Raw genomic sequence first — 20617 nt, 5'->3', positions numbered from 1 at the left:
TCACCAAGGAATCGTATTACCTTGGTAGTCGTAGAACCCACCACTTTTTTCTGCATCAATAGATTCGATAACTTCGTAAAGCCCCTTTGCAGACTCTTCCGTTGAAATAAGCGCATTTGGTCCGCCCATTTCCGTTTGCACCCAACCAGGGTGAAGAGCAACAACATGGAACCCATGTGGATGAAGATCGTTATGCAGGCTTTTCGCAACAGAGTTTACCGCTGCTTTGGATGAGCGATACAGATAGCCGCCGCCAGAGGTATTTTCAGCCATGCTGCCCACCTTAGACGAAATGCATGCTACGGTTTTTCCCTGACCAGAGTTAAGATTCTCAAAGAACGCTTCCACCAACTTAAGTGGGGCAATACTGTTGATCTCGAACACCTTTCGCCACTCTTCTACATCGGTATTGCCAAACCCATACCCTTTAGGACCGTAGTAACCCGCATTGTTGATCAACAAATCCACGCTTCCTACGTTCTTGATAAACGAGCTTTGGGCAAATTGATTCACGGCAGGGTAGTCGGTGACATCGAGCTCAACCGCCGTTAGAGCCGCTTCATTTTGAGCAAGCTCGATAAGCTCTGCGGAATTCTTTGCGTTACGGTAAGTAGCTGTAACAGTCCAGCTTTGGAGTAAGTAGTGTTTGACGAGCGCTAGGCCAATTCCTCGGTTTGCGCCTGTGATAACGACATGTGGCATGAGTCTATTCCAACGTTTTTCACGAAATAAGAAGAGTAACGGCAAGCCAACTGCTAAAGCAAATCAAAGCGAATAAAATCATAGCAGCGAGCGCACCAAAGAGTGTGCCTGAGATAAGCATCAGATTTTTGTTCATATCCATTCCATAGAAAGTGACAAGACGTAGACGATAGTGGATTCTTTATTTCTTGTAAATGAGAATTATTATCCCTAAAGGGAGAGGCGTATACCGTAAGTTTTGCGTCCACAGAACCTAGTAACTAGAGTGGGCTAAGGTATATACTTCTTCCAAACATCTTCACAACGATTTATTAATGATTCCGGTTATTTATCACCCGATCTATTCAGAGCTCTCTCTTCCACCGAAACATCGATACCCGATCACCAAATACCGCAGGTTGTACAAAAACGTAGTTCAAACATTGGAACACGATGCGCAGTGGCGTGAGACATTAGCGTTTGTGGAGCCACGCGCGCTTAACGCAGACCAAGTGGCGGCGGTGCATGATGAAACGTACATTCAGCTGCTGTTTTCTGGCGAAATGCCCGCAGCAAAAATGCGACGAATTGGGTTTCCGTGGAGTGAACAACTGATCACCCGAACTCTAACCTCCGCAGGGGGCACGGTAGAAACGGCAAAGCAAGCGATTGAACACGGTATCGCGCTGCATTTGAGTGGTGGATACCATCACGCGCACAAAGATTTTGGCAGTGGCTTTTGCCTTATCAACGATTTGGTTTTGGCTGCGCATGAAGCACTGAGCCACGAACACATTGATAAAGTTTTGATTATTGATGCCGACGTTCACCACGGTGATGGCACCGCAACCCTATGTGAAGATAGAAGCGATATCATTACTTTGTCGTTCCACTGTGATAAAAATTTCCCAGCCAGAAAGCCAACATCGGATATGGATGTACCACTTGCCCGTGAAATCGGAGACGAGGAATTTCTTTCAAGTTTTAAGCAAGTGGTTGAGATGGCGATCAATATTCATCAGCCGGATTTGATCATTTATGACGCAGGCGTGGATATTCATACCGATGATGAACTAGGCTATTTATTGGTGAGCACAGAAGGCATTTATCAACGTGATCACTATATGTTTTCAATAGCAAAAAATGCCGGTATTCCCATTGCCTCCGTAGTGGGCGGCGGTTACCGAACCGAGCATCAGGACTTGGTACCTATTCACAGGCAGCTAATTCAAGCTGCCATTAACGTGTTTAAGGATGATTGATGGAACACAGAATCCGAGCTGCAGGTATTCTCATCGAGGATGAAAAAATTCTCTTGGTGAGAGTGAAAGACCACACTGGGGTGTATTGGATCCCACCCGGTGGAGGAATGGAAAATGAAGATTCCACCACCAAAGACGCGTTGCGCAGAGAGTTTCGAGAAGAGACCAACTTACGAGTGAAAGTGGGCGATTTGATATGTGTGCGAGAGTTTCAAGAGCAGCACCCATTGCGATATCACGCCGAGTTTTTTTACTTGATAGAGAGTTATGAGGGAGAGCCAAGCAAGGAAAACCTGATAGGTCTTAACGATCAGGATTACATTCAAGATGTCGAGTGGGTAAGGCTGGATACCATAAAAAACCTGAGAGTTTACCCAGCGGAATTAAAAAGCTCACTGATAGAAGACGCACTCAACAAACGCTTCAGCACTCACCTTGGCAGCTATGTTCAAGGGGAAAACGAATCCAAGAACTGGCTTGAGGCGTAAATAAAACCCCAAGAAATCGATATTTGAAAGACCAAAGCCTCGCTATTGTGAGGCTTCATTTTGTTGACGTAATAATTAGAGATGGCAAGGTAGAAACCGCAAAGGCTTGTTTTCAATAATACAAACTCCTACTCCTGTTAAGCAATCCAAGCTTTTAGAGTTTAAGGACAAGTATAGGAATTACCTGAATGAGTAAATCTAACTACGACACCAACACTGGACGACGGTTTATCACTAAGGCAAAGACTTGTTTTAAGCTCCACATTTACATACCTGACAATTCAATTTATTGGCGTTCTGTGGGATTCATAAAGATAGGTAAGTTTTGAAACTGCGTGACGAGATTGGGCGTAAAGCGTGGGGACGTTTTTTGGATGCGCGTTCTTAACGAACCTGACTTATTTGCGCGTTTGCCACATACCTTAGAGCCTTATGAATCTATCGAACATGGTGGCATTGTAATACGTGCTACGTGGTCAGCAAGCGTAACTACATGAAACGCTCAATTTAAACACACAGACAGAAAGAGGCTTACAGGCAGTGCAAGAAAGTAATGATGGATGCAGCGCTGGAATACATACCTGTTATGAAGTGTATGGAGTGATTCAAGGACATGAAATTTTAATGAACATTAATGATTATTTTGAAGATAGCTTTAGCCAATTAGCAACAAATCCGCACATAAAGGCGGCTTTATTGTTTGAATTCATAAGAGTTTTTAAAACGTGTTAATTTTTTTATTTGAGTCTTTTTTCTGCACGTCTTTTTAGATCATTTTCGTACTGCTTTAGCGGGTATATAAACATATTTGGTTGTACTTTTGATTGAATCATACCCGCTTTCTTGTAAAAATCTAATTTGTCATCACGTGACTGCAAGAACAAGGCGTATACCGCGACATCTAATGATGACACATAGGCTGTTCTTATCGCATGACCTAGTAGTCTCTTTCCGCATCCTGTTCCCTGAATTGATTTACAGACGGCAATCTTGCTCAATAAGATGCAAGGAACCGAACTATACGTCATTTTCTTACGTTCATTGGCAGAAAGGTGAGACCTTTCAAATGAGTTACTACCCAGTGTGTAGTAACCCACTACAACTTTCACATCGCTCTCATCTCTGTAAAAACAGAGGTGAGGAATGCAGATTTTGCGCTCATACTCCTTGTCCATTCGTTTTGTAAGAAAAGAGTTAAAACTCTCTGTTCCACAATCAAATTTTGAGAAGTCATAATTATTTTGAGGGTCGTACCTCTCCATCTCTAACGTTTGACTTGTACCTGCCACGTTTCCTCCAAAGACATATCGATAATTTCTCTCATCAAGTCTGTTGGTTCGGCTGGATTATGTAGAGCATCCATAACCTCATCCCACTGACTTGACCTAATTTGTAGTCTCTTATGTTCTTCGATAACCTCTCTAGCTCTTACTACTGCAGACTCAGACACAAACTTACTTACTGTTGTGTTTGATAGTTCTGCGGCTGTTTCTAAAGAAGATTTCTCATTCTCAGAAATTCGAAACTCAACTCTCTCTTTCTTAATTGCTGTCATGATTTCCTCCCCGTTCACTATCAAACTCTATGGCTATTAAATGCAATGGGTATTCCTTCTTAATGGTTGAAGTCTTAACTTATTGAAAATTAATAAAAATGTTTTTCATCGTGTTGGTGTTTAACACAGGTATACCTCTAACATAGGCTCGGTATATATCTAGTATATTCCTCACATATGTCCGGTATATAACCGTACAAAGAATCTTAACCATGATATCAAGGAAGTCAACATGTTTTTGTACGGTTAATTACCGGTGATATTTAGCAAATACAAAGTGCAAAAGTATGACAACAACCACTCAATCGCGTGGCTTTATTTATATGGTCTAATAGGTTACTAATCTTCTAATGGGGACTTGTTTTGGCTTCCTGATTCATCTTTAGAATCATTGTTATTGCTTACCCAAAGCAGGATGAAAACACTAAAAAGCATTGCGCCTTTATCAAGGGTGTAAACCAAGCCACACCCAAAAATCACCAGTAGCACACCACTTAACTTACGTTTGATTGCGCAATTTGATCTTATCAATCTATAAGCAAAGACAGACGCTCCCAACATCAATATCCATTGCGCATCGAAGTCAGTTTTCAAGCCAAGGATAAATGCCATTGCGAAGGTAATGAAAAGAAGTTTAAGCCTAGAAGAAGGGTTCTTTAACATTGTCACATGCTACTGACTCTATGTTATGAAAGGTCAAAAAATATCAATGCATCAAAAATATCGATAGCTAAATCATCATTCACGCTCGCAAAGTATTCTCGGACATTTATCACCCAATTTAGTATGTGATACGTCGCATACACTTCGACTGACTCAATCATAACAATGAAATACATCTATCTAACTCGCCTTTTTTAATGCCTTTTCCGAGCCCATGTTCGCTTGTTCATCTCTGTACAATTGAGTATCTCGCGGTAGTATAAGCAACATTCAGTCGCGACCAGATCCCGCGCTAATCGATTTTTTCGAGTACGCCCAGAAGACACACTATGGAAAAGAAAAACCAAGGCATTCAGTCCGTTGAGCAAGCGTTCGACATCATTGATTTTTTTGCCGATCAAAAACACGCCATTTCGCTGAGCGATGCCGCAGCGCAACTGGACATGTCGAAAAGCAAGCTGCACAAATATCTGGCGAGCTTGCTAAGAGTTGGCGTAGTGGTGCAAGACGATGCAGGGAATTACCTTCATGGCTCTAAGTTGCTGGAACTGGGCGCAAAAATCCTTGGCAGAACCGACATCATTCAAACCTGTGAACCGTTTCTTCATGCATTAAGGCAAAGCAGCCAGCAAGCGGCGGCACTGGCGGTTTGGACACCCCACGGCCCAATGATTGTTCGTTTTTTCGACCACCCTTCACCTGTGTCGGTGAATTTCAAAATCGGCTTTTACGCCCCTGTCACTAGCAGCGCGGTAGGGCGATGTTTCGCGGCTAACCTGCCGACATCGGCGTATGAAGTTCTCGCTAAGAAAGAGCTGGGCGACAATTCACAGCATTGGCAAGCTTTTACCGAAAGCTGCGAGCAGATTAAAGCCGATTTTGTCTCGGTTCGAGAAGAGGTAAACCCTGTGATCCCCGGTGCCAAAGCGGCGGCGGCTCCTATTTTTGACGCCGTCGGGCAAATTGCAGCCAGCCTAATCCTTATCGGTTTTGACAGCTCTGAAACCGTAGAACAAAGCAGCCTAGATTTGATCAGCAATGCAGCGCGAGACATCTCTAAGCAGTTGGGCTATTTACCGAACTAACGGCGGAGTGCAAACGCTGCGAATGCTCTATTTCGAAGGCTTTCATAAAATGGATTAACGCCTCCACACCTTCATAAGGCATCGCGTTATAGATGGAGGCGCGAATGCCTCCGGTCACTTTATGCCCCTTCAATCCTTTCAGTCCTGCCTGATGAGCGCGATCTAAAAACCGTTGTTCCGTTTTGGGGCAGGTAATCCGAAACGTCACGTTCATGATTGAGCGGTAATCTGGGTGAATGTCATTGATGTACAAGTCGGATTCATCAATACATCGGTATAAGGCGCTGGCTTTTTCCTGATTTCGTAAGAAAAGTGCTGACACGCCACCTTGTTGTTCCACCCACTTCAGTACTTCTCCACATAAATACCACGCAAACGTAGGCGGCGTATTTGCCATCGAAAGCTGCTCTACCTGACGGCGATAATCCAGAATTTTAGGAATGTTGTGGCGATCCGCTCGGATTAAATCCTTTCTGACAATAGTGATCGCCAACCCAGAAGGGCCAATGTTCTTCTGAGTACCAGCATAGATTAAACCGTAACGGGAAACATCGATAGGGCGCGAGAGAATCGAAGACGACATATCCGCCACGATAGGCACGATCGTTTCAGGCAGTGCGTGATATTCGATACCATTGACGGTTTCATTCGGGCAAACAAAGACAAACTGGGCGCTCGGGTCGATGTGCCAGTCTTGCTCTGGTGAAATGGCGCGCAATCCTTCGCGGGTACAGGCGATATTCAGCTTACGAGGCAGACAAAACTTTTTCGCCTCTTCGTAAGCACCGCTTGCCCAATGCCCGTATACCAGAAAGTCGGCGCGTTGTCGGCTCATTGCTTCTCGCTGGTCGATCAAATTCAACGGCACCGCCGAGAACTGGCCACTGCCACCACCGTGAGAAAACAGCACATGGTAGTCGTCGGGAATCGACATTAATGCCCGCAGCCTTGCTTCGGTTTCTTCCCTGATAATGGCGAACTCATCACTTTGGTGGCTGAACTCCATTACAGACATACCCGTTTGTTGCCAGTTCAGTAATTCGCTTTGCGCCTTTAAGAGCACTTCGCTAGGCAGCATCGCCGGTCCCGCCGAGAAACTGTATACCTTTCCCATCTCACCTCTACCTCACAACTTCTGGTGTTTCTTATTCGCTAAAAAATGTTCACGCGTTTCTTAAAATCGTTAGTTGTACACTATTAGTGAATAACATATCCTAATATTAAATATTGGACAATAACATACTAAGAGAATTCTCAACCGTAAGCTCAACCATTTGAGAACACAGCTTTTTGGTAAGAAGCAGGAGAAGCAATGAGATATCGCGTGGACATTTCCCAAAACAACACGGCGCTTTTTTCCATTCACATCGAAGCGTTAAGCCAGGCAGCCTGTAAGGAAAAGCTCGAAATTGCACTGGAAGCGTTCCCCGTGACAGCCGGGTTTGAGCGACAGGTATTCGTATCCGACAGTGAAGAAAGAATCTTAAAAAGCGCGAATTCGCGCATTGAGGTGCTTGCGATCAATCCGGTATATCAGCCGTTAGGTTCAATGTAATTTCGTATTCGCCAGTGAATGGATGGAGGGAAGGGGCATGCGCAAAGTAGGAACGGTCACATCGCTGCTGACGGGTAAGGTCAGTTCAATAACAGAGGGTGTTACCAGCGGCATAGACAAACACCCTGTGGATACTCGCCATTGGGTGAATCTTCTGGGGTTAGTTGGCGATGAACAAGCCGACAAACGCTATCACGGCGGTGTGGAGAAAGCGCTTCACGCCTATGCCAGCGAACATTACGAACGCTGGATAGCCAAACTCGGTGATGCGCCTAGGTTCCATCAAATTGGGGCATTTGGAGAAAACTTAAGTACAAAAGGGCTGGATGAAGACACCATCTGCTTAGGCGACAACTACCAAATTGGTGAATGCTTAGTTCAGGTTTCTCAGGGAAGAATGCCTTGCTGGAAACTCAATATCCGTTTCGGTCGCCCTGATATGTCTCTTCTGCTTCAGGAAACGTTATGGACAGGGTGGTATTTTCGAATCCTGCGCGAGGGCAATATTGGCGCGGGGGACGACATCTATTTATGTGAGCGACCTTTCCCAGAATGGCCGATATCCAGAGTCACGGGCTTGATTTTTACTGGTTGTCTGGAGCAGGAAAAGCTTAAGTTGTTGCTGAATGCTCCTTTGGTGGATTCATGGAGAAAGCTGGTGGAACGCCGTTTATCAACCGGAAAACTCGAAGACTGGAGCTATCGGCTTTACGGAGCACAAAAGTAAGATCATCAGAAGTGCGGGCGCCTCGCACTGCTGTGGTGTCAGGGGATTACTGTTATGGGCTTAATGAGGGATCAGCCTCGCTGCGCTTTTTTTGCTTGGTACATGGCGACAAGCCCATCTAAGAACTGCCCGAGTAAGGCATTCATATGTTGAGTGGGCATAGCTTTGATCTCGCTTGGGGATTGCACAAACGGCTTGCCTTTCAACGTAGTCAGATCTTGTTGGCTGTTTTCAATCAGCGCATCGAATTGCTCCGGCACAAATTCCAGATGGCATTGAAACCCATACACCAAATCGCCATAGCGAACAATTTGCCTTGGGCAACCTTGGCTCGCAGCAAGCACTTTTGCATTGGTGGTAAGCCCCGGCATATCGCCATGCCAGTGCCCGACCTGTTCTTCTAGGCTAAAGCCAGTCAATAATGGGTCTTTAATGCCTTCAGGGGTGAGTTGAATAGGAAAACTGCCGATTTCGGGTTCTGGGCTGGTTTTATGTTTTGCTCCTAACGCTTCGCCAATCAACTGCGCCCCTAAGCATACGCCTACCACAGGCTTGCCCGATTCAATGGTGTGCAGGATAAGCGAACGCTCTTTGTTGGCATCAAAATGGGCGCATTCTTGAGTTGTGGTTTCGGGTTTTTGAGGGCCGCCAAGCACCACTAATAAGTCGAACGCGTCACTGTTCGCGGGCAGCGCGTCGCCAAGGTAAAGCTTGGAATAATGGGTGGTAAATTGGTTGTCTTTGGCCCACGTTCCGAAGTAGCCTTCACTTTCAAAATATTCGTGGATGATAAAATGCACGTTCATAGATTGTCTCCTTTAAGTTACAGGACAATCTTAGTGGTGGTGTAAACATCCCTTTTTTAGTGACACCCTAAATTAGAGTCTTCCGGCAATTTCAACTTAGCAAGATATTCCCAAGGGGTCAGGTCACCCAGCGAGCTGTGGGGACGTTCATCGTTGTATTCTCGAACCCAGTTTTCTGTTAGCTCACGTACCTCTTTTAACGTTCTGAACACATACATGTTGAGTATTTCATCTCGATAGGTCCGGTTGAACCTTTCAACAAACGAGTTTTGTGTGGGCTTGCCTGGCTGTATGAATTCGAGTTGTATGTCATGTTGTTCCGCCCATTCAGCTAAAGCCGTTGAGATAAACTCTGGACCGTTATCCATACGTAACTGACTCGGATAACCTCGCCAGGCGACGATGCGTTCCAACACGCGAACAACTCTTTGAGCGGGAAGATTCAAGTCAATTTCAATGGCCAGCACTTCACGGTTAAAGTCATCGATAACATTGAACGTCCTGAAGCGTCTACCACACATCAGTGAATCGCTCATGAAATCCATTGACCAACATTGATTGAACGTTTCTGGCACACAGAGAGGGGCAGGCTCTCTTGTTGGTAGCCGCTTCTTTCCACGACGGCGCTTATTCAACTTCAGTTCGCAGTAGAGTCGATGCACTCGTTTGTGGTTCCAGCGATACCCCCATCGCTTAAGCACTTTGAATAACATGCCAAAACCATATGCAGGATAACGTTCAACGGCTTCTTGCAAGGCGGCAATCACAGGGGTATCTCGGTGCTTATCTGGTCGATACCGATAGACCGAGTCACTGATGCCGACTAAACGACAAGCCCTACGCAGACTCACACAGTGACAATTATTGACGTAATCCACCCACTCTCGCCGAATCGTGGGCTTTACAGCTTTTTTTCGACGATATCCTTAAGGATTTTATGGTCGAGGCTCAGTTCAGCAAACATTTGCTTCAGGCGTCGGTTTTCATCCTCAAGCTCCTTCAGTCGCTTCACGTCTGAGGCTTCCATGCCGCCGTACTTGGACTTCCAGTTGTAGTAAGTGGCATCTGATATGCCATACTCTCGGCAGACCTCTTTGACCAACCTGCCAGCCTCAACTTCTTTCAGAATCTTGACGATTTGCGTTTCTGTATAGCGTGATTTTTTCATCAGTGTTCTCCATTTGGTTTAGTTTAAACCGAAGAACTCTAATTCTAAATGTCCCTAGTTTAGGGGATGATTACAGTGGAAGACCAAACCCGATAAGGATAGCCAGACACATGATGACGCCAACCCGACAAGACGTTTCCATTAACCAAGTCATAAAGGTTCGGCAGCACAGCGTGGCACTGTTCAAACGCATCTCGATGGAAAAAGGTTACGTGGATTCGTGGCATGGGCACGACTGGCATCAGGTAATTTTTCCGCTAAAAGGCTTACTGCAAACCCAAACCAAACACGCCCGATTTCTGGTTCCTCATACCTCAATTTTGTTTGTGCCAGCAGGGGTTGAGCACGAATCGGTAGCGCTCAGCGACACCCGGTTCATTGGTATTTACCTCAACCCTGCGCAGCTAAACCCAGAGCATTCCGAGTCAGATATAAGATGCCCAACCGAGGTTCAGGCGGTGTCGCTTTCTCCGTTCTTGCGCCACTTGCTGCTTGAGATAGAGCGTTTTTGTGAGAAACCAGAATCGGACGGCATACTGCGCAATTTGATTGCGGTATTAAACGACCAATTTGCCCTAGGAGAGCCCTTTCAGTTTAAAACGATGCTGCCAAGGGACAGACGGCTTAAAACCATATTTGAACGCTTAAGCGAAGCGCCAGCACAAAACCAGACACTGGCAGAGTGGGGGGAAGAAGTTGGCGCGTCGGAAAGAACCTTATCTCGCTTATTCGCCAGCGAATTCAGTATGTCGTTTGCCTTATGGCGTCAGCTCATCCGAATGGTGCACTCCCTTGCGCTGCTCGACAGCGATCTGCCTATCCAAGCAGTAGCGAGCCAAATCGGGTATGAGAACGACTCTTCCTACATCAAAACCTTCAAAGGCATGTTTGGCATTACCCCCAATCAATACAAAAAGCGCGTATTAGATGAAGACCCGCTATTTGCCGAGTAAGCGCCCGCTATTTCGCCTCGCCTTATTTCACCTGAGCAAACTTCAAGTAGGAATGCAGCTCACCGTTTTTGTGCTCAACCGCAGAGTGAACATTGTGATCCTGATTACCGACAATGGTGAACTGATAGGTGTTATCGCCCTTGGTAATGCTGACTTCCAATAACCCATATTCCAGCCGCCATGTGCCTTGGGTTTGGAAACGGTCGAACAATCGAAACTCGTCTAATGTGCCGTTTTCATGGAACATCACCTCGGTAATGTAACCGCCCGTGCAGGTTTTTATCCAGCGGGTATTCGCCACATCTTGGTTCGTGAAACCACGCTTGGATTCAAGCCAGTTTTGGAATGGCTCGCTGTTCAGGGCATCGGCACTGATTTCGGACTGCTCAACCAGCTCACTTTGGCCTTCACGGATAAACAGTTGTTGCAAAACAGGCATCAGGTTCAAGGCTGGCTCGGAATTCAACGTGAGTGGTGAATGAGCCGCACTGCTAGTTTGAGCAAAGAAAGTCTCTTGTTTTTTGTGCCTGCCAGTATTGCCTGCCAATTCCACCAATGCCAGCCCATCTTGATTGAGGAGTGCGCCGACCATTTGGCGATTAAACGGGTAGTTGATTTCGTCTTGCAAAAACTCGTTCACCGAAACCCATTTCGCTTCGGCTATTTCATCGACATCCTGAATGTTGATGGTTTCTTCCGTCGCCGTCAGTTTGCAGACGATGTACATATTCGACTTACCAAACTGAAACGGGTGCTTGGTGGTGATACCCAAAATGGACTCAAATTCTGCTGTAACCCCTGTTTCTTCCCATACTTCTCGCACCACCGATTCACCGATGGGTTCCCCAAGTTCCACATGCCCACCGGGCAGTTTATAACCCTTCATGCCGTGTTCTTTGATCAGCAAAATCTCTTTCTGGTCGTTTTGAATCAGCGCTCCAGCGCCCACGGTGTGAGTAGGAATAAACGGCACAAAAGTATCAGGCTTAGGTTTGTGAATCAGGGTTATGGCGCGTTCTTCACAGTTGTGAAAGGTAAAGCCCTGCGCTGTCGCTTCGCCAATAAGGTGGGATTGCTCAATGGGTAAGGTTAACCAAATCAGGTTTTTGCGGTTGTCTGTGGCATAGCTAAGCACCTCGCGCAGCTCACTGGCAAACGCGGCATTGCTATTAGGAACAGTTTCGGCAGAAAGGATGATGCCATTGAAGTTATCGAGCTCGAAGTCCAAAGAATTTCCTTATTGGGGCAGACGTTATTATTGATATAAGCCATAAAGTGCCTGAAATGGGTGAGAAATCCTAGAGGGGATGGTGAAAAAGCCGCTGAGTTTGAACTGACCCCCAATAGTTGGACAAAAATGAGTTAGTCGTATTACTAAATTAGGGTGTAACAGATTAGTGCATGTATGGAAAAGTAACACAAGGTTGAGGTGCCAAAAAACATGACATATACCTTCACCTAGTGAAAATGCCACGCATTGCGAATCACTCTTAAACAGTTATGTGCAAATGCAGTAATTTGGAAAAGCCGAATATAGGAAGGGGACCCCATAAAGGGTCCCCATTGAGCATTTTACAACCGCAAGTTGAAGAAGCCGCTGCCATTCTTATGTTACTATTTGTTCCCTACGAACTGACTGTAACAAGTGCTGCACGGGTCCACATACTAAGTATGCCTCATATTTAAAGACCAAGGGACGTATGCTTGGTCTGACGTAATAGTAGGCTATATCAAAAGTTTCTTCAACTACTTTCGAGTTGTCAGGTCACTAAGTAAGCAAAATGAGCCTTGAACATTAATACCTTGAACTCTAAGTAACTTTTCTGATGATAACAACGTAGTTCCAGTTGAAAGCAAATCATCTACAATCAGAACATTACCATTTAGAATCGGTCCTGCATAGCTAGTGTTTGGAGCAACAGGCTCGAAATAGTGTCGCACTTTATTCTCAATTTTTTTTAATGAGACCTCTTCACAAGGATCAAGCTTCCTGTATGTAGACAGTACTCTTTTTACAATGTTCTTGTGCCTAGCCTCAACCGCGCCAAGGTTAAAGTTTGCCAGCACAGTACCAACAGTTTGTTTTACAAAATAGTCATCTACATATACTGCGTCTAATTGCCTTGCTACACGATTGCCAAAATGAGTCACAACATTATGTGAGGACGGCATCCCTACAACAAAATCTATATCTAGACCATCACTCATTTGAGAGAGTATTTCTTTAAAACTAGAGCGAAAGCGAAAAAGTTCTCGGTTTGTTATTGAGTACGGTGACTTACGCTTCAAAGCATAAATAAAAGGGTTACCGTCTCTCTTAAAATCACCATGTTTTGTTCGCCTATAAACACATTTAACAGTAAGTGAGCCTTTATCTGAGATCACAGGGTTGCGTTCTACGCTTGTGACTAACCTTAGCTCATGAGCTTCATTCAAGCTAACCGAATGAGCTGTACAAATATCAATCCCCAAGCTATACCCTACGCTGTTATCTATTCATTTGCATATTACATGTTTCCCTGAGGAAGTGAAAGAGACTTGCACATAACGCTTTATAGACGGGCTTTTTCCGTCTTTGCTTTCCGTCTGTGTTGCTACAATTCATTATGAAACTCAACTTGTATCAACCTGTTAAGTGAATCGGCATATAGTTATGTGGGGCGAGGTACGGAAAATTCCGCATAAGAGATCAAAGTACGGATTAGATTAACTTGGTCTATTGATTTATTGGTGAGGAGTTCTGTTCACAAGTCCTGAGAAGGTTTGGGGCAAAAATGATATAACAAAACCACAACTCAAGAATTCCAAAAACGAAAAAAGCCGCTGAAAAAATCAGCGGCTTTTTAGAATGTGGCGGAGAGATAGGGATTTGAACCCTAGATACGCTATTAACGTATGCCGGTTTTCAAGACCGGTGCTTTCAACCACTCAGCCATCTCTCCGTTGTTGAGGCGCATAATATATAGGGTTAGAAATCTTGTAAACCCCTAAGTGGTTTGTTTGATTGAAAAAACGTCAAAACCATCAAAAAAGAAGTTTGGCTGGTTGTGCGGTGATCAGTTTGTGGGTTTTATCGCCGGTTGGGTGGGATCAATCCACAGCGCTTCATTCGTCTGTGTACTGTGCTTCGGTTAACCCCCAAGTAGTTGGCCGTTGCGGTAATGTTCCAGTTCAGGTTATTCAGCAGGGTTTCAAGCTGGGTATCCACGGGCAAGGTGGGTGCGTCCTGTTGGTATTTCGAGAACGAATCGGGCAGGTGTTCGGGGTGAATCTTCTCCCCTTGGCTAAACGCCAGCGCAAACTGCAATACATTGCTCAGCTCGCGAATGTTACCCGGCCAGTGGTGCTTGTTCAGCAGTTGAGTGGTGCCCTGGCTAATGGGAACGGGCTGGTCGGCGTATTCCAATAGAAGCTTGCTCGATAGCCATTTAATGTCCTTTCTTACCCGCAGGGGCGGCATCTCTAATTTGGCACCGGAAATACGGTAGTACAAATCTTCTCGGAATCGCCCTTGCTTCACCAAGTCTTCAAGGTTTTGGTGCGATGCCGCCAGTACCCGAAAGGTAACGGGAACAGGGGTGTGCCCGCCCACAGGGGTCACCTCTTTCTCGGCAATCACGCGCAGCAATCGGGCTTGTAAGGCGAGGGGCATGTCGCCAATTTCATCCAGAAACAGCGTGCCTCCATTGGCGCGTTCGATTAACCCTTTTTTGCCCTTTCTGTCTGCGCCCGTAAATGAGCCCGCGGTGTAGCCGAACAGCTCGCTTTCAATCAGGCTTTCTGGAATTGCGGCGCAGTTGATCGCCACAAAAGGGCGTTTTCCTCTTGATGCATCGTGAATCGCTTTGGCGAGGTACTCTTTGCCTGCACCCGTTTCGCCCGAGATCAATATGGAGATAGAAGAATTGGCAAGGGTTGAAGCCTTTTCTGCCATCGATTTCATGATCGGGTCGCGAAAGAACAGCCTTTCAAGCGGCTTAGCGATGGGGCGTTCTGTCGGAACGGATTTGGGTGTGACCGGAACGGGTTCAATTGCCTGAATGTAGAGCAAGTCACCGGATTGGGTGGTCACGGCAACCGGATTGGGGCAGTAGCGCCTTGAGTATTTCGGCAGGTCGTTGATGTCTAAATCCAGTAGGCTATCTAATGGTACGCCGCCAAGTTGATGGGCGTTTAACGGATTGGCTGTGGCGGAATGCCCTTTCATTAATATGCCGTAAGCCGAATGGGTTAACCCTACGATTTGTCCGTCGTCATTCACCGCGAGGGCGCAATCGGGGTCGAGTTCTAAAAACTCGGGGGTTTTACTCAGTTTCAGCACCCATTGATGGCGAAAGCTGGAGAGTAGGGTGGTCATCTCGATGCGCTTGGTAACGTTGCGAATCAATTGTAACGACAACAATTGGCTGCTTTTGGGTTCTGGCGAGTGCAAGGCTGAAATGTCCAACACCGCAGCGAGGTGCCCATCTACACCATAAATGGGAGAAGCGCTGCAGGTAAGTTGCCCGTGCGTGGCATCGAAGTGATCGGTTTGATGAACCGTAATAGGTTGACCAGTATAAATACACGATCCTACGCCACAGGTGCCTGCCCGTTCTTCCGACCAAGACGACCCCAAATACAATCCTGCGGATTTCAGCTCGTTTTGTTGAGTTGTGTTGCCAATGTAATCGACGGTGACGCCTTCGTGATCCGTCAGCAGCAGCACATAATTTTGGCCTGATATCTGTTTGTACAGCATTTCTAGGGCATGGCGCGCGGTGTGAATGAGTCGATCGGTTCGTTCCTGATGAAGTTTCAGTTCGTAGCTGGGCAGTATGTAGGCTTCTTTTAAGCTGGCTGGCGCTAACTGGTGAGTCTCGACGCAGCGTTTCCACGAATTGAGGATAATAGGGTCGCGCTCCACCTCGTTACCGCTTACGGCATGTTCCACCTCTTTTATGTGAGAGCGGATAAAGGTGTTACTGCGAATGGCATTCACTTCTGAACTTCTCATGATCGATTCCTTTCGATGCATACCCCAGTCACCTTAGGGCTTGAGTACATTAATACAGATCTAGCATTCACCCCACTAATTTGCATCTAAGAACGGCGTTGAAATCGGCTGTTTTGTGTGTTTCTCAATCTTGAAACGCTCTCGTGCAACACCTGTTGCAGCATCCTGTCGCGGTGCTACGAATTCCCTTAATGGCTTTTAAGATTCTCAATAAAAATCAATTGGATAGATTTATTTCAAAGTCGGCATCTTGCTTGCTCTAGTAAAGGAGCTATCAAGGAGAGATGTTGTGAATCAAGGTGTTGTCGGCATGATTGCCAATCCCGTCTCCGCAAGAGACATAAGACGTGTGGTCGCGGCTTCTGGAAGCCTAACGCTGAACGATCGCGTGAGTATCGTATTGAAAATACTGTCCGGTTTGAAAGCGGGCGGCGTGCATCAGGTGTGGATGATGCCTGATAAGACCGGATTATCGGACATGGTGCAGCGAGAGGTGAATCGCGGGCAAGCAGCTTTAGCTAAATCAGCCATATCTAAACAAGCCAGTTCCAAACAGGCTGCGCCTAAAAAAGTGGGCGAGCGACAAGGTTTTCCTGAGCTGAAACTTCTCCCCACCCCGATAACCGGAACCGATCAAGACACCATTAGCGCGGCACGTGAGTGCGAAGAGTACAAAGTTAGCGCAATAGTGGTGTTGGGAGGCGATGGTACGCATCGGCTGGTGGTTAAACATGCGAGAAACACACCCATTACAGGCTATTCCACGGGCACCAATAACGCCTTTCCCGAAACCATAGAGCCGAGCTTGATTGGCTTAGCCACAGCGCTGTACGCCAGTGGCCAAATCTCGAAAGAGACAGCGCTTTCGCCCAATAAGTTGTTACAGCTTCGCATTCAAGAGAAAGCCGACTCCGGCGCAGAAGGCAAAACTGCACTAATAGAAGACATTGCGTTAGTGGATGCGGCGATAACGTCCGATAGGTTTGTCGGCAGCAAAGCCGTTTGGCAACCGGATACGCTACGCGCGGTATACGTGACCTTTGCGTCTGCCATGCAAGTTGGGCTTTCTTCAATCATTGGCTTGAGTGCCCCCGTTGAACGTACGGATCCGTGTGGGCGGTTTGTCGAGCTTTCGAGCGACGCGGACGTTTCTAGTCTGACGAACACTTCTCGCCTAATGGTGCCTCTGATACCCGGAGCGTTTTTGCCTGTTGCGATTCAAACCCTTTCAACCCTTAACCCGAATCAGCCTGTCGGTCTTCGTTATGGCAGCGCTGCGATTGCGCTGGATGGCGAGCGAGAACACATCGTAGAGGCGCTAGATGATGTGACCCTCGAGCTGATTCCCAATGCTTTTTTTACCATCAATGTAGAAGCCTGCATGAACGCATGCGCTGCAAGGATGCTTTTATGTAATCAACAAGGAGAATGTGATGCCTAGTATCAGCGAATCACTGAGCAAAGAGAAATTGCTCGACGCTTATCGAATGATGAAAACCATTCGTGAGTTTGAGGAACGCCTACACGTGGACTTTTCACGGGGTGATATCCCCGGATTTGTGCATTTGTACGCGGGGGAAGAGTCGGTCGCGGTGGGGATCATGATGCATCTTCACGACAAAGACCGGATTGCGTCTACCCACCGTGGTCACGGGCACTGTATTGCCAAAGGGGTGGATGTGCACGCCATGATGGCGGAGATCTATGGAAAAGAAACCGGAGCGTGTAAAGGCAAGGGCGGTTCCATGCACATTGCTGATCTATCGAAAGGCATGATGGGGGCTAATGGCATCTTGGGGGCAGGTTCGCCTTTAGTGTGTGGTGCTGGCTTTGCGGCGAAACATTTGGGGCACGACGGTGTGGGCATCAGTTTTACTGGTGATGGTGCGTCTAACCAAGGCATGTTTTTAGAAAGCTTAAATCTGGCGGCGGTGTGGGAATTACCCGTAATTTTTGTGATTGAGAATAATGGGTACGCCGAATCAACTGCTGTGGATTGGGCGGTTGCGTCCAAGTCTTACATCGACCGAGCAACAGGGTTTGGTTTACCGGGCATTACCGTAGATGGCACTGATTTTTTTGCTGTATATGAAGCGGCAGGCGAAATTGTTCAGAAAGCCAGAAATGGTGATGGTCCGTCTTTGATGGAATGCAAAACGGTGCGTTTTTACGGGCACTTTGAAGGGGACGCGCAGACCTATCGCGCGAAAGGCGAGGTTGAAGACCTGCGAGAAAATCATGATTGCATCAAGAAATTTAAAGCGCAGGTGCTAAAAGCAGGCTTAGCAGAAGAAGGGGATTTTTCTGCCATTGATGGCGAGGTATTGGCGCTGATTGACGATGCAGTTCAGCAAGCGAAAGACGCACCAGAGCCGTCACCAGAAGCACTGCATCGCGATGTTTACGTGAGCTACTAATCGAATTCAAGGAGTGAAAGATGAGCAGACAATTAACCTTTAAAGACGCGATCAACGAAGCGGTCGATCTGGAAATGACGCGAGATGAAAATGTGGTAATGATGGGGGAAGACATCGTCGGCGGTACGGGCGCACCGGGCGAGGATGACGCTTGGGGCGGCGTGCTGGGTGTTACCAAAGGGCTTTACGCCAAACACCCTAAACAGATGATCGATACTCCGTTATCGGAATCCGCTTACGTAGGCGCGGCGATTGGGGCTGCAACCTGTGGGTTAAGACCGATTGCAGAGCTGATGTTTATCGACTTTATTGGCGTATGTTACGACCAGATCCTCAATCAGGCGGCGAAGTTTCGTTATATGTTTGGCGGCCGAGCGGAGACGCCTGTCGTCATCCGCGCCATGTGTGGTGCTGGCTTTCGCGCTGCGGCACAGCACAGCCAAATGTTGACCCCGATGTTTACTAACTTACCGGGGGTGAAGGTGGTGTGCCCTTCAAATGCCTACGATGCTAAGGGGTTGCTGGCGCAATCCATCCGCGACAACGATCCGGTCATCTTTTTGGAACACAAAAGCCTTTATCAAATGGAAGACGATGTGCCGCAAGAGGCTTATGCCATCCCATTTGGTGAAGCCAATGTGTTGCGAGAAGGGAACGACGTTACGCTGGTTTCTTACGGATTAACCGTCCACCGAGCAATGGAAGCGGCGAGCCTAGCAGCGAAAAAGGGCATTTCGTGCGAGGTTATCGACTTGAGAACGCTTTCTCCCATCGATATGGATACGGTGTTGGAAAGTGCAGAAGTTACGGGGCGTATTGTGTGTATTGATGAAGCCAACGAAAGGTGTTCCATTGCCGCCGATGTGTGCGCCAAAGTCTGTGAGCAGGGGTTTTCGTATCTGAAAGCGCCAGCGCAAATGGTCACCGCGCCTCATACGCCAGTACCTTTTTCTCCCAGCCTTGAAGATGCGTATGTGCCAAGTGCCGATACGATTTTGAAACGCATTGAGTACGTGATGAAGGAGGGGCTATGAGTTCAGAGAACACAGCGATCATCCCGATTGTTATGCCGAAATGGGGGCTTTCCATGACGGAGGGAACCCTGAATGAATGGCTGGTGGAAGAGGGGGATTCCATTGAAGTTGGTCAAGTAATCATGGACGTTGAGACCGACAAAATCGCCAGTATGGTGGAAGCGCCGGATGCAGGAGTGCTGAGGCGAAAAGTGGCAGAAGAAGGTGAGCTCTATGATGTGAAAGCCTTGCTGGGCGTTCTAGCAGACGATTCAGTATCGGATGAGGAGATCGACGCTTACATTGAGCAGTTTGAATCCGCCGCAGACGATGCAGAGGAAGAAGCTGAAGAGTCGCTTCGTTCTCAATTCATTGAGCTGAGTACGGGTACTGTTCGCTATGTGCATCGCGACGGCGAAGGTACGCCTTTACTGTTCATTCATGGATTTGGCGGCGATCTCGACAATTGGTTGTTCAACCTTGAAGCATCTAGCAATCCGGTGTATGCGTTGGATTTGCCTGGTCACGGGCAGTCGACAAAAGCACTCAATGGCGACCCGATTGAATGTCTGAGCCAGACTATTTCGGAGTTTGTCAGCACGCAAAACATTGAGTGTTGCCATCTTGTCGGGCATTCTATGGGCGGATTACTGGCAGCGAAGTTTGCGGTTGAAAATGCCAGCTCAGTAGCTTCGCTGACTTTGTTGGCTTCGGCAGGGTTAACGTCTGATATCAATGAAGACTACTTAGTTGGGTTTTCTGAGGCAGATTCACGCAAAGCCATGAAAGAAGCAGTTTTGCATTTGTTCGCCGACCAAAGTTTAGTAAATCGAGCCATGGTGGACGATTTGCTCAAATATAAGCGTCTGGATGGCGTAGATGCCTCGCTTCATCTGCTTCGCAATGCGTTATCAAACAACGGAAAACAGACCATCAATTTGGTGAAACCGCTGTCAGCGTTGGAGGTACCGATTGCCCTAATATGGGGTCAGGAAGATAAGGTGGTGCCAATCACCCCCGAGGTAGAGGATTCGAGCTTAAGTACTCATACCAGAATCGAACTTCTACCAGACGTAGGACATATGCCTCAAATGGAGGCAGTCGATAAGGTTAACGAGGTACTCGCTCGATTGCCTTAGCCTAAACGCAAAAAACCGCTGTAAAAACAGCGGTTTTTTTAACATGGTCGGACTGACTGGATTTGAACCAGCGACCCCTGACACCCCATGTTCATGCGCTTTTTTGGTG

19 protein-coding genes, 1 tRNA gene and 1 pseudogene are annotated in these 20617 nt (G+C 47.0%); 10 read left to right on the top strand and 11 right to left on the bottom strand.

Annotation, left to right across the window (positions count from 1 at the left end):
* Positions 1 to 702 carry an SDR family oxidoreductase gene (locus LDO37_RS12525; RefSeq protein WP_126607197.1) on the bottom strand — a complete coding sequence of 234 codons (702 nt, stop codon included), beginning with the start codon at positions 700 to 702 and terminating at the stop codon, positions 1 to 3.
* A gap of 314 nt (positions 703 to 1016) precedes the next feature.
* Here LDO37_RS12525 and LDO37_RS12520 point away from each other — a divergent pair, with 314 nt between their 5' ends.
* The gene (locus LDO37_RS12520; RefSeq protein WP_126607196.1) at positions 1017 to 1943 is read left to right on the top strand and encodes a histone deacetylase family protein; all 927 of its coding nucleotides are present in this window, start codon (positions 1017 to 1019) and stop codon (positions 1941 to 1943) included.
* The gene (locus tag LDO37_RS12515; RefSeq protein ID WP_126607195.1) at positions 1943 to 2431 is read left to right on the top strand and encodes an NUDIX domain-containing protein; all 489 of its coding nucleotides are present in this window, start codon (positions 1943 to 1945) and stop codon (positions 2429 to 2431) included. Before LDO37_RS12520 ends, LDO37_RS12515 begins: the two co-directional genes overlap by 1 nt.
* 737 nt (positions 2432 to 3168) lie before the next feature.
* On the opposite strand, the gene LDO37_RS12510 is transcribed toward LDO37_RS12515, so the two are convergent.
* The 3 genes from LDO37_RS12510 to LDO37_RS12500 form a co-directional block, all read right to left on the bottom strand.
* The gene (locus LDO37_RS12510) at positions 3169 to 3720 is read right to left on the bottom strand and encodes a GNAT family N-acetyltransferase (RefSeq protein ID WP_185829759.1); all 552 of its coding nucleotides are present in this window, start codon (positions 3718 to 3720) and stop codon (positions 3169 to 3171) included.
* Positions 3696 to 3986: a type II toxin-antitoxin system TacA family antitoxin gene (locus tag LDO37_RS12505; RefSeq protein ID WP_126607193.1), complete on the bottom strand. Its 291-nt coding sequence runs from the start codon at positions 3984 to 3986 to the stop codon at positions 3696 to 3698. The genes LDO37_RS12510 and LDO37_RS12505 overlap by 25 nt, the downstream gene beginning before the upstream one ends.
* A 339-nt stretch (positions 3987 to 4325) precedes the next feature.
* On the bottom strand, positions 4326 to 4649 hold the full coding sequence (locus LDO37_RS12500; RefSeq protein WP_126607192.1) for a hypothetical protein: 324 nt from the start codon (positions 4647 to 4649) through the stop codon (positions 4326 to 4328).
* 329 nt (positions 4650 to 4978) lie between these two features.
* Between LDO37_RS12500 and LDO37_RS12495 the strand changes: the two genes are divergently transcribed.
* Positions 4979 to 5734, top strand: a complete 756-nt coding sequence (locus tag LDO37_RS12495) for an IclR family transcriptional regulator (protein WP_126607191.1) — start codon at positions 4979 to 4981, stop codon at positions 5732 to 5734.
* On the opposite strand, the gene serC is transcribed toward LDO37_RS12495, so the two are convergent.
* Positions 5706 to 6848, bottom strand: coding sequence for a 3-phosphoserine/phosphohydroxythreonine transaminase (serC, locus tag LDO37_RS12490; protein WP_126607190.1), 1143 nt, complete (start codon positions 6846 to 6848; stop codon positions 5706 to 5708). The genes LDO37_RS12495 and serC overlap by 29 nt on opposite strands.
* A gap of 198 nt (positions 6849 to 7046) precedes the next feature.
* Between serC and LDO37_RS12485 the strand changes: the two genes are divergently transcribed.
* Both LDO37_RS12485 and LDO37_RS12480 read left to right on the top strand, forming a co-directional pair.
* Positions 7047 to 7289 carry a hypothetical protein gene (locus LDO37_RS12485; RefSeq protein ID WP_126609233.1) on the top strand — a complete coding sequence of 81 codons (243 nt, stop codon included), beginning with the start codon at positions 7047 to 7049 and terminating at the stop codon, positions 7287 to 7289.
* Positions 7290 to 7326: 37 nt separating this feature from the next.
* Positions 7327 to 8016 carry an MOSC domain-containing protein gene (locus LDO37_RS12480; RefSeq protein ID WP_126609234.1) on the top strand — a complete coding sequence of 230 codons (690 nt, stop codon included), beginning with the start codon at positions 7327 to 7329 and terminating at the stop codon, positions 8014 to 8016.
* Positions 8017 to 8087: 71 nt separating this feature from the next.
* Here LDO37_RS12480 and LDO37_RS12475 read toward each other — a convergent pair whose 3' ends face one another.
* Positions 8088 to 8822, bottom strand: a complete 735-nt coding sequence (locus LDO37_RS12475) for a glutamine amidotransferase-related protein (RefSeq protein WP_126609235.1) — start codon at positions 8820 to 8822, stop codon at positions 8088 to 8090.
* A gap of 56 nt (positions 8823 to 8878) precedes the next feature.
* A protein-coding gene (locus LDO37_RS12470; protein WP_224055501.1) for an IS3 family transposase occupies positions 8879 to 9990 on the bottom strand; the annotation gives its coding sequence in 2 pieces (ribosomal slippage) (positions 8879 to 9738 and positions 9738 to 9990; 1113 coding nt in all).
* Positions 9991 to 10103: 113 nt separating this feature from the next.
* On the opposite strand from LDO37_RS12470, the gene LDO37_RS12465 reads away from it, so the two are divergent.
* Entirely contained in the window at positions 10104 to 10943 is an 840-nt protein-coding gene (locus LDO37_RS12465) for an AraC family transcriptional regulator (protein WP_399483226.1), read from the top strand.
* A gap of 493 nt (positions 10944 to 11436) precedes the next feature.
* On the opposite strand, the pseudogene LDO37_RS12455 reads toward LDO37_RS12465, so the two are convergent.
* From LDO37_RS12455 to LDO37_RS12440, 4 genes and pseudogenes are all read right to left on the bottom strand, one after another.
* A pseudogene (locus LDO37_RS12455) lies at positions 11437 to 12171 on the bottom strand (NUDIX domain-containing protein); the annotation flags it as partial.
* 518 nt (positions 12172 to 12689) lie between these two features.
* Positions 12690 to 13415: a hypothetical protein gene (locus tag LDO37_RS12450; protein WP_126607218.1), complete on the bottom strand. Its 726-nt coding sequence runs from the start codon at positions 13413 to 13415 to the stop codon at positions 12690 to 12692.
* A 379-nt stretch (positions 13416 to 13794) separates the two neighbouring features.
* A tRNA-Ser gene (locus tag LDO37_RS12445) sits at positions 13795 to 13885 on the bottom strand.
* Between the two features lie 128 nt (positions 13886 to 14013).
* Entirely contained in the window at positions 14014 to 15939 is a 1926-nt protein-coding gene (locus LDO37_RS12440) for a sigma-54-dependent Fis family transcriptional regulator (RefSeq protein ID WP_126607219.1), read from the bottom strand.
* Between the two features lie 289 nt (positions 15940 to 16228).
* On the opposite strand from LDO37_RS12440, the gene LDO37_RS12435 reads away from it, so the two are divergent.
* From LDO37_RS12435 to LDO37_RS12420, 4 genes are read left to right on the top strand one after another with little or no spacing between them, the layout of a single operon-like run.
* Positions 16229 to 17380 (top strand): NAD(+)/NADH kinase, encoded by a 1152-nt coding sequence (locus tag LDO37_RS12435; protein WP_126607220.1) that lies wholly within the window; start codon positions 16229 to 16231, stop codon positions 17378 to 17380.
* Positions 17373 to 18356, top strand: coding sequence for a thiamine pyrophosphate-dependent dehydrogenase E1 component subunit alpha (locus LDO37_RS12430; protein ID WP_101112598.1), 984 nt, complete (start codon positions 17373 to 17375; stop codon positions 18354 to 18356). Before LDO37_RS12435 ends, LDO37_RS12430 begins: the two co-directional genes overlap by 8 nt.
* Positions 18357 to 18376: 20 nt before the next feature.
* Positions 18377 to 19390, top strand: coding sequence for an alpha-ketoacid dehydrogenase subunit beta (locus LDO37_RS12425; RefSeq protein WP_101112597.1), 1014 nt, complete (start codon positions 18377 to 18379; stop codon positions 19388 to 19390).
* Positions 19387 to 20508 (top strand): acetoin dehydrogenase dihydrolipoyllysine-residue acetyltransferase subunit, encoded by a 1122-nt coding sequence (locus LDO37_RS12420; protein WP_126607221.1) that lies wholly within the window; start codon positions 19387 to 19389, stop codon positions 20506 to 20508. The genes LDO37_RS12425 and LDO37_RS12420 overlap by 4 nt, the downstream gene beginning before the upstream one ends.
* The last annotated feature ends 109 nt before the right edge of the window (positions 20509 to 20617 follow it).

Origin of the sequence: Vibrio penaeicida (assembly GCF_019977755.1) — a bacterium.
In the GTDB taxonomy this organism is placed as follows: domain Bacteria; phylum Pseudomonadota; class Gammaproteobacteria; order Enterobacterales; family Vibrionaceae; genus Vibrio; species Vibrio penaeicida.
Note: the sequence above shows the minus strand (reverse complement) of the source record. Positions and strands in the feature narration are given on the sequence as shown.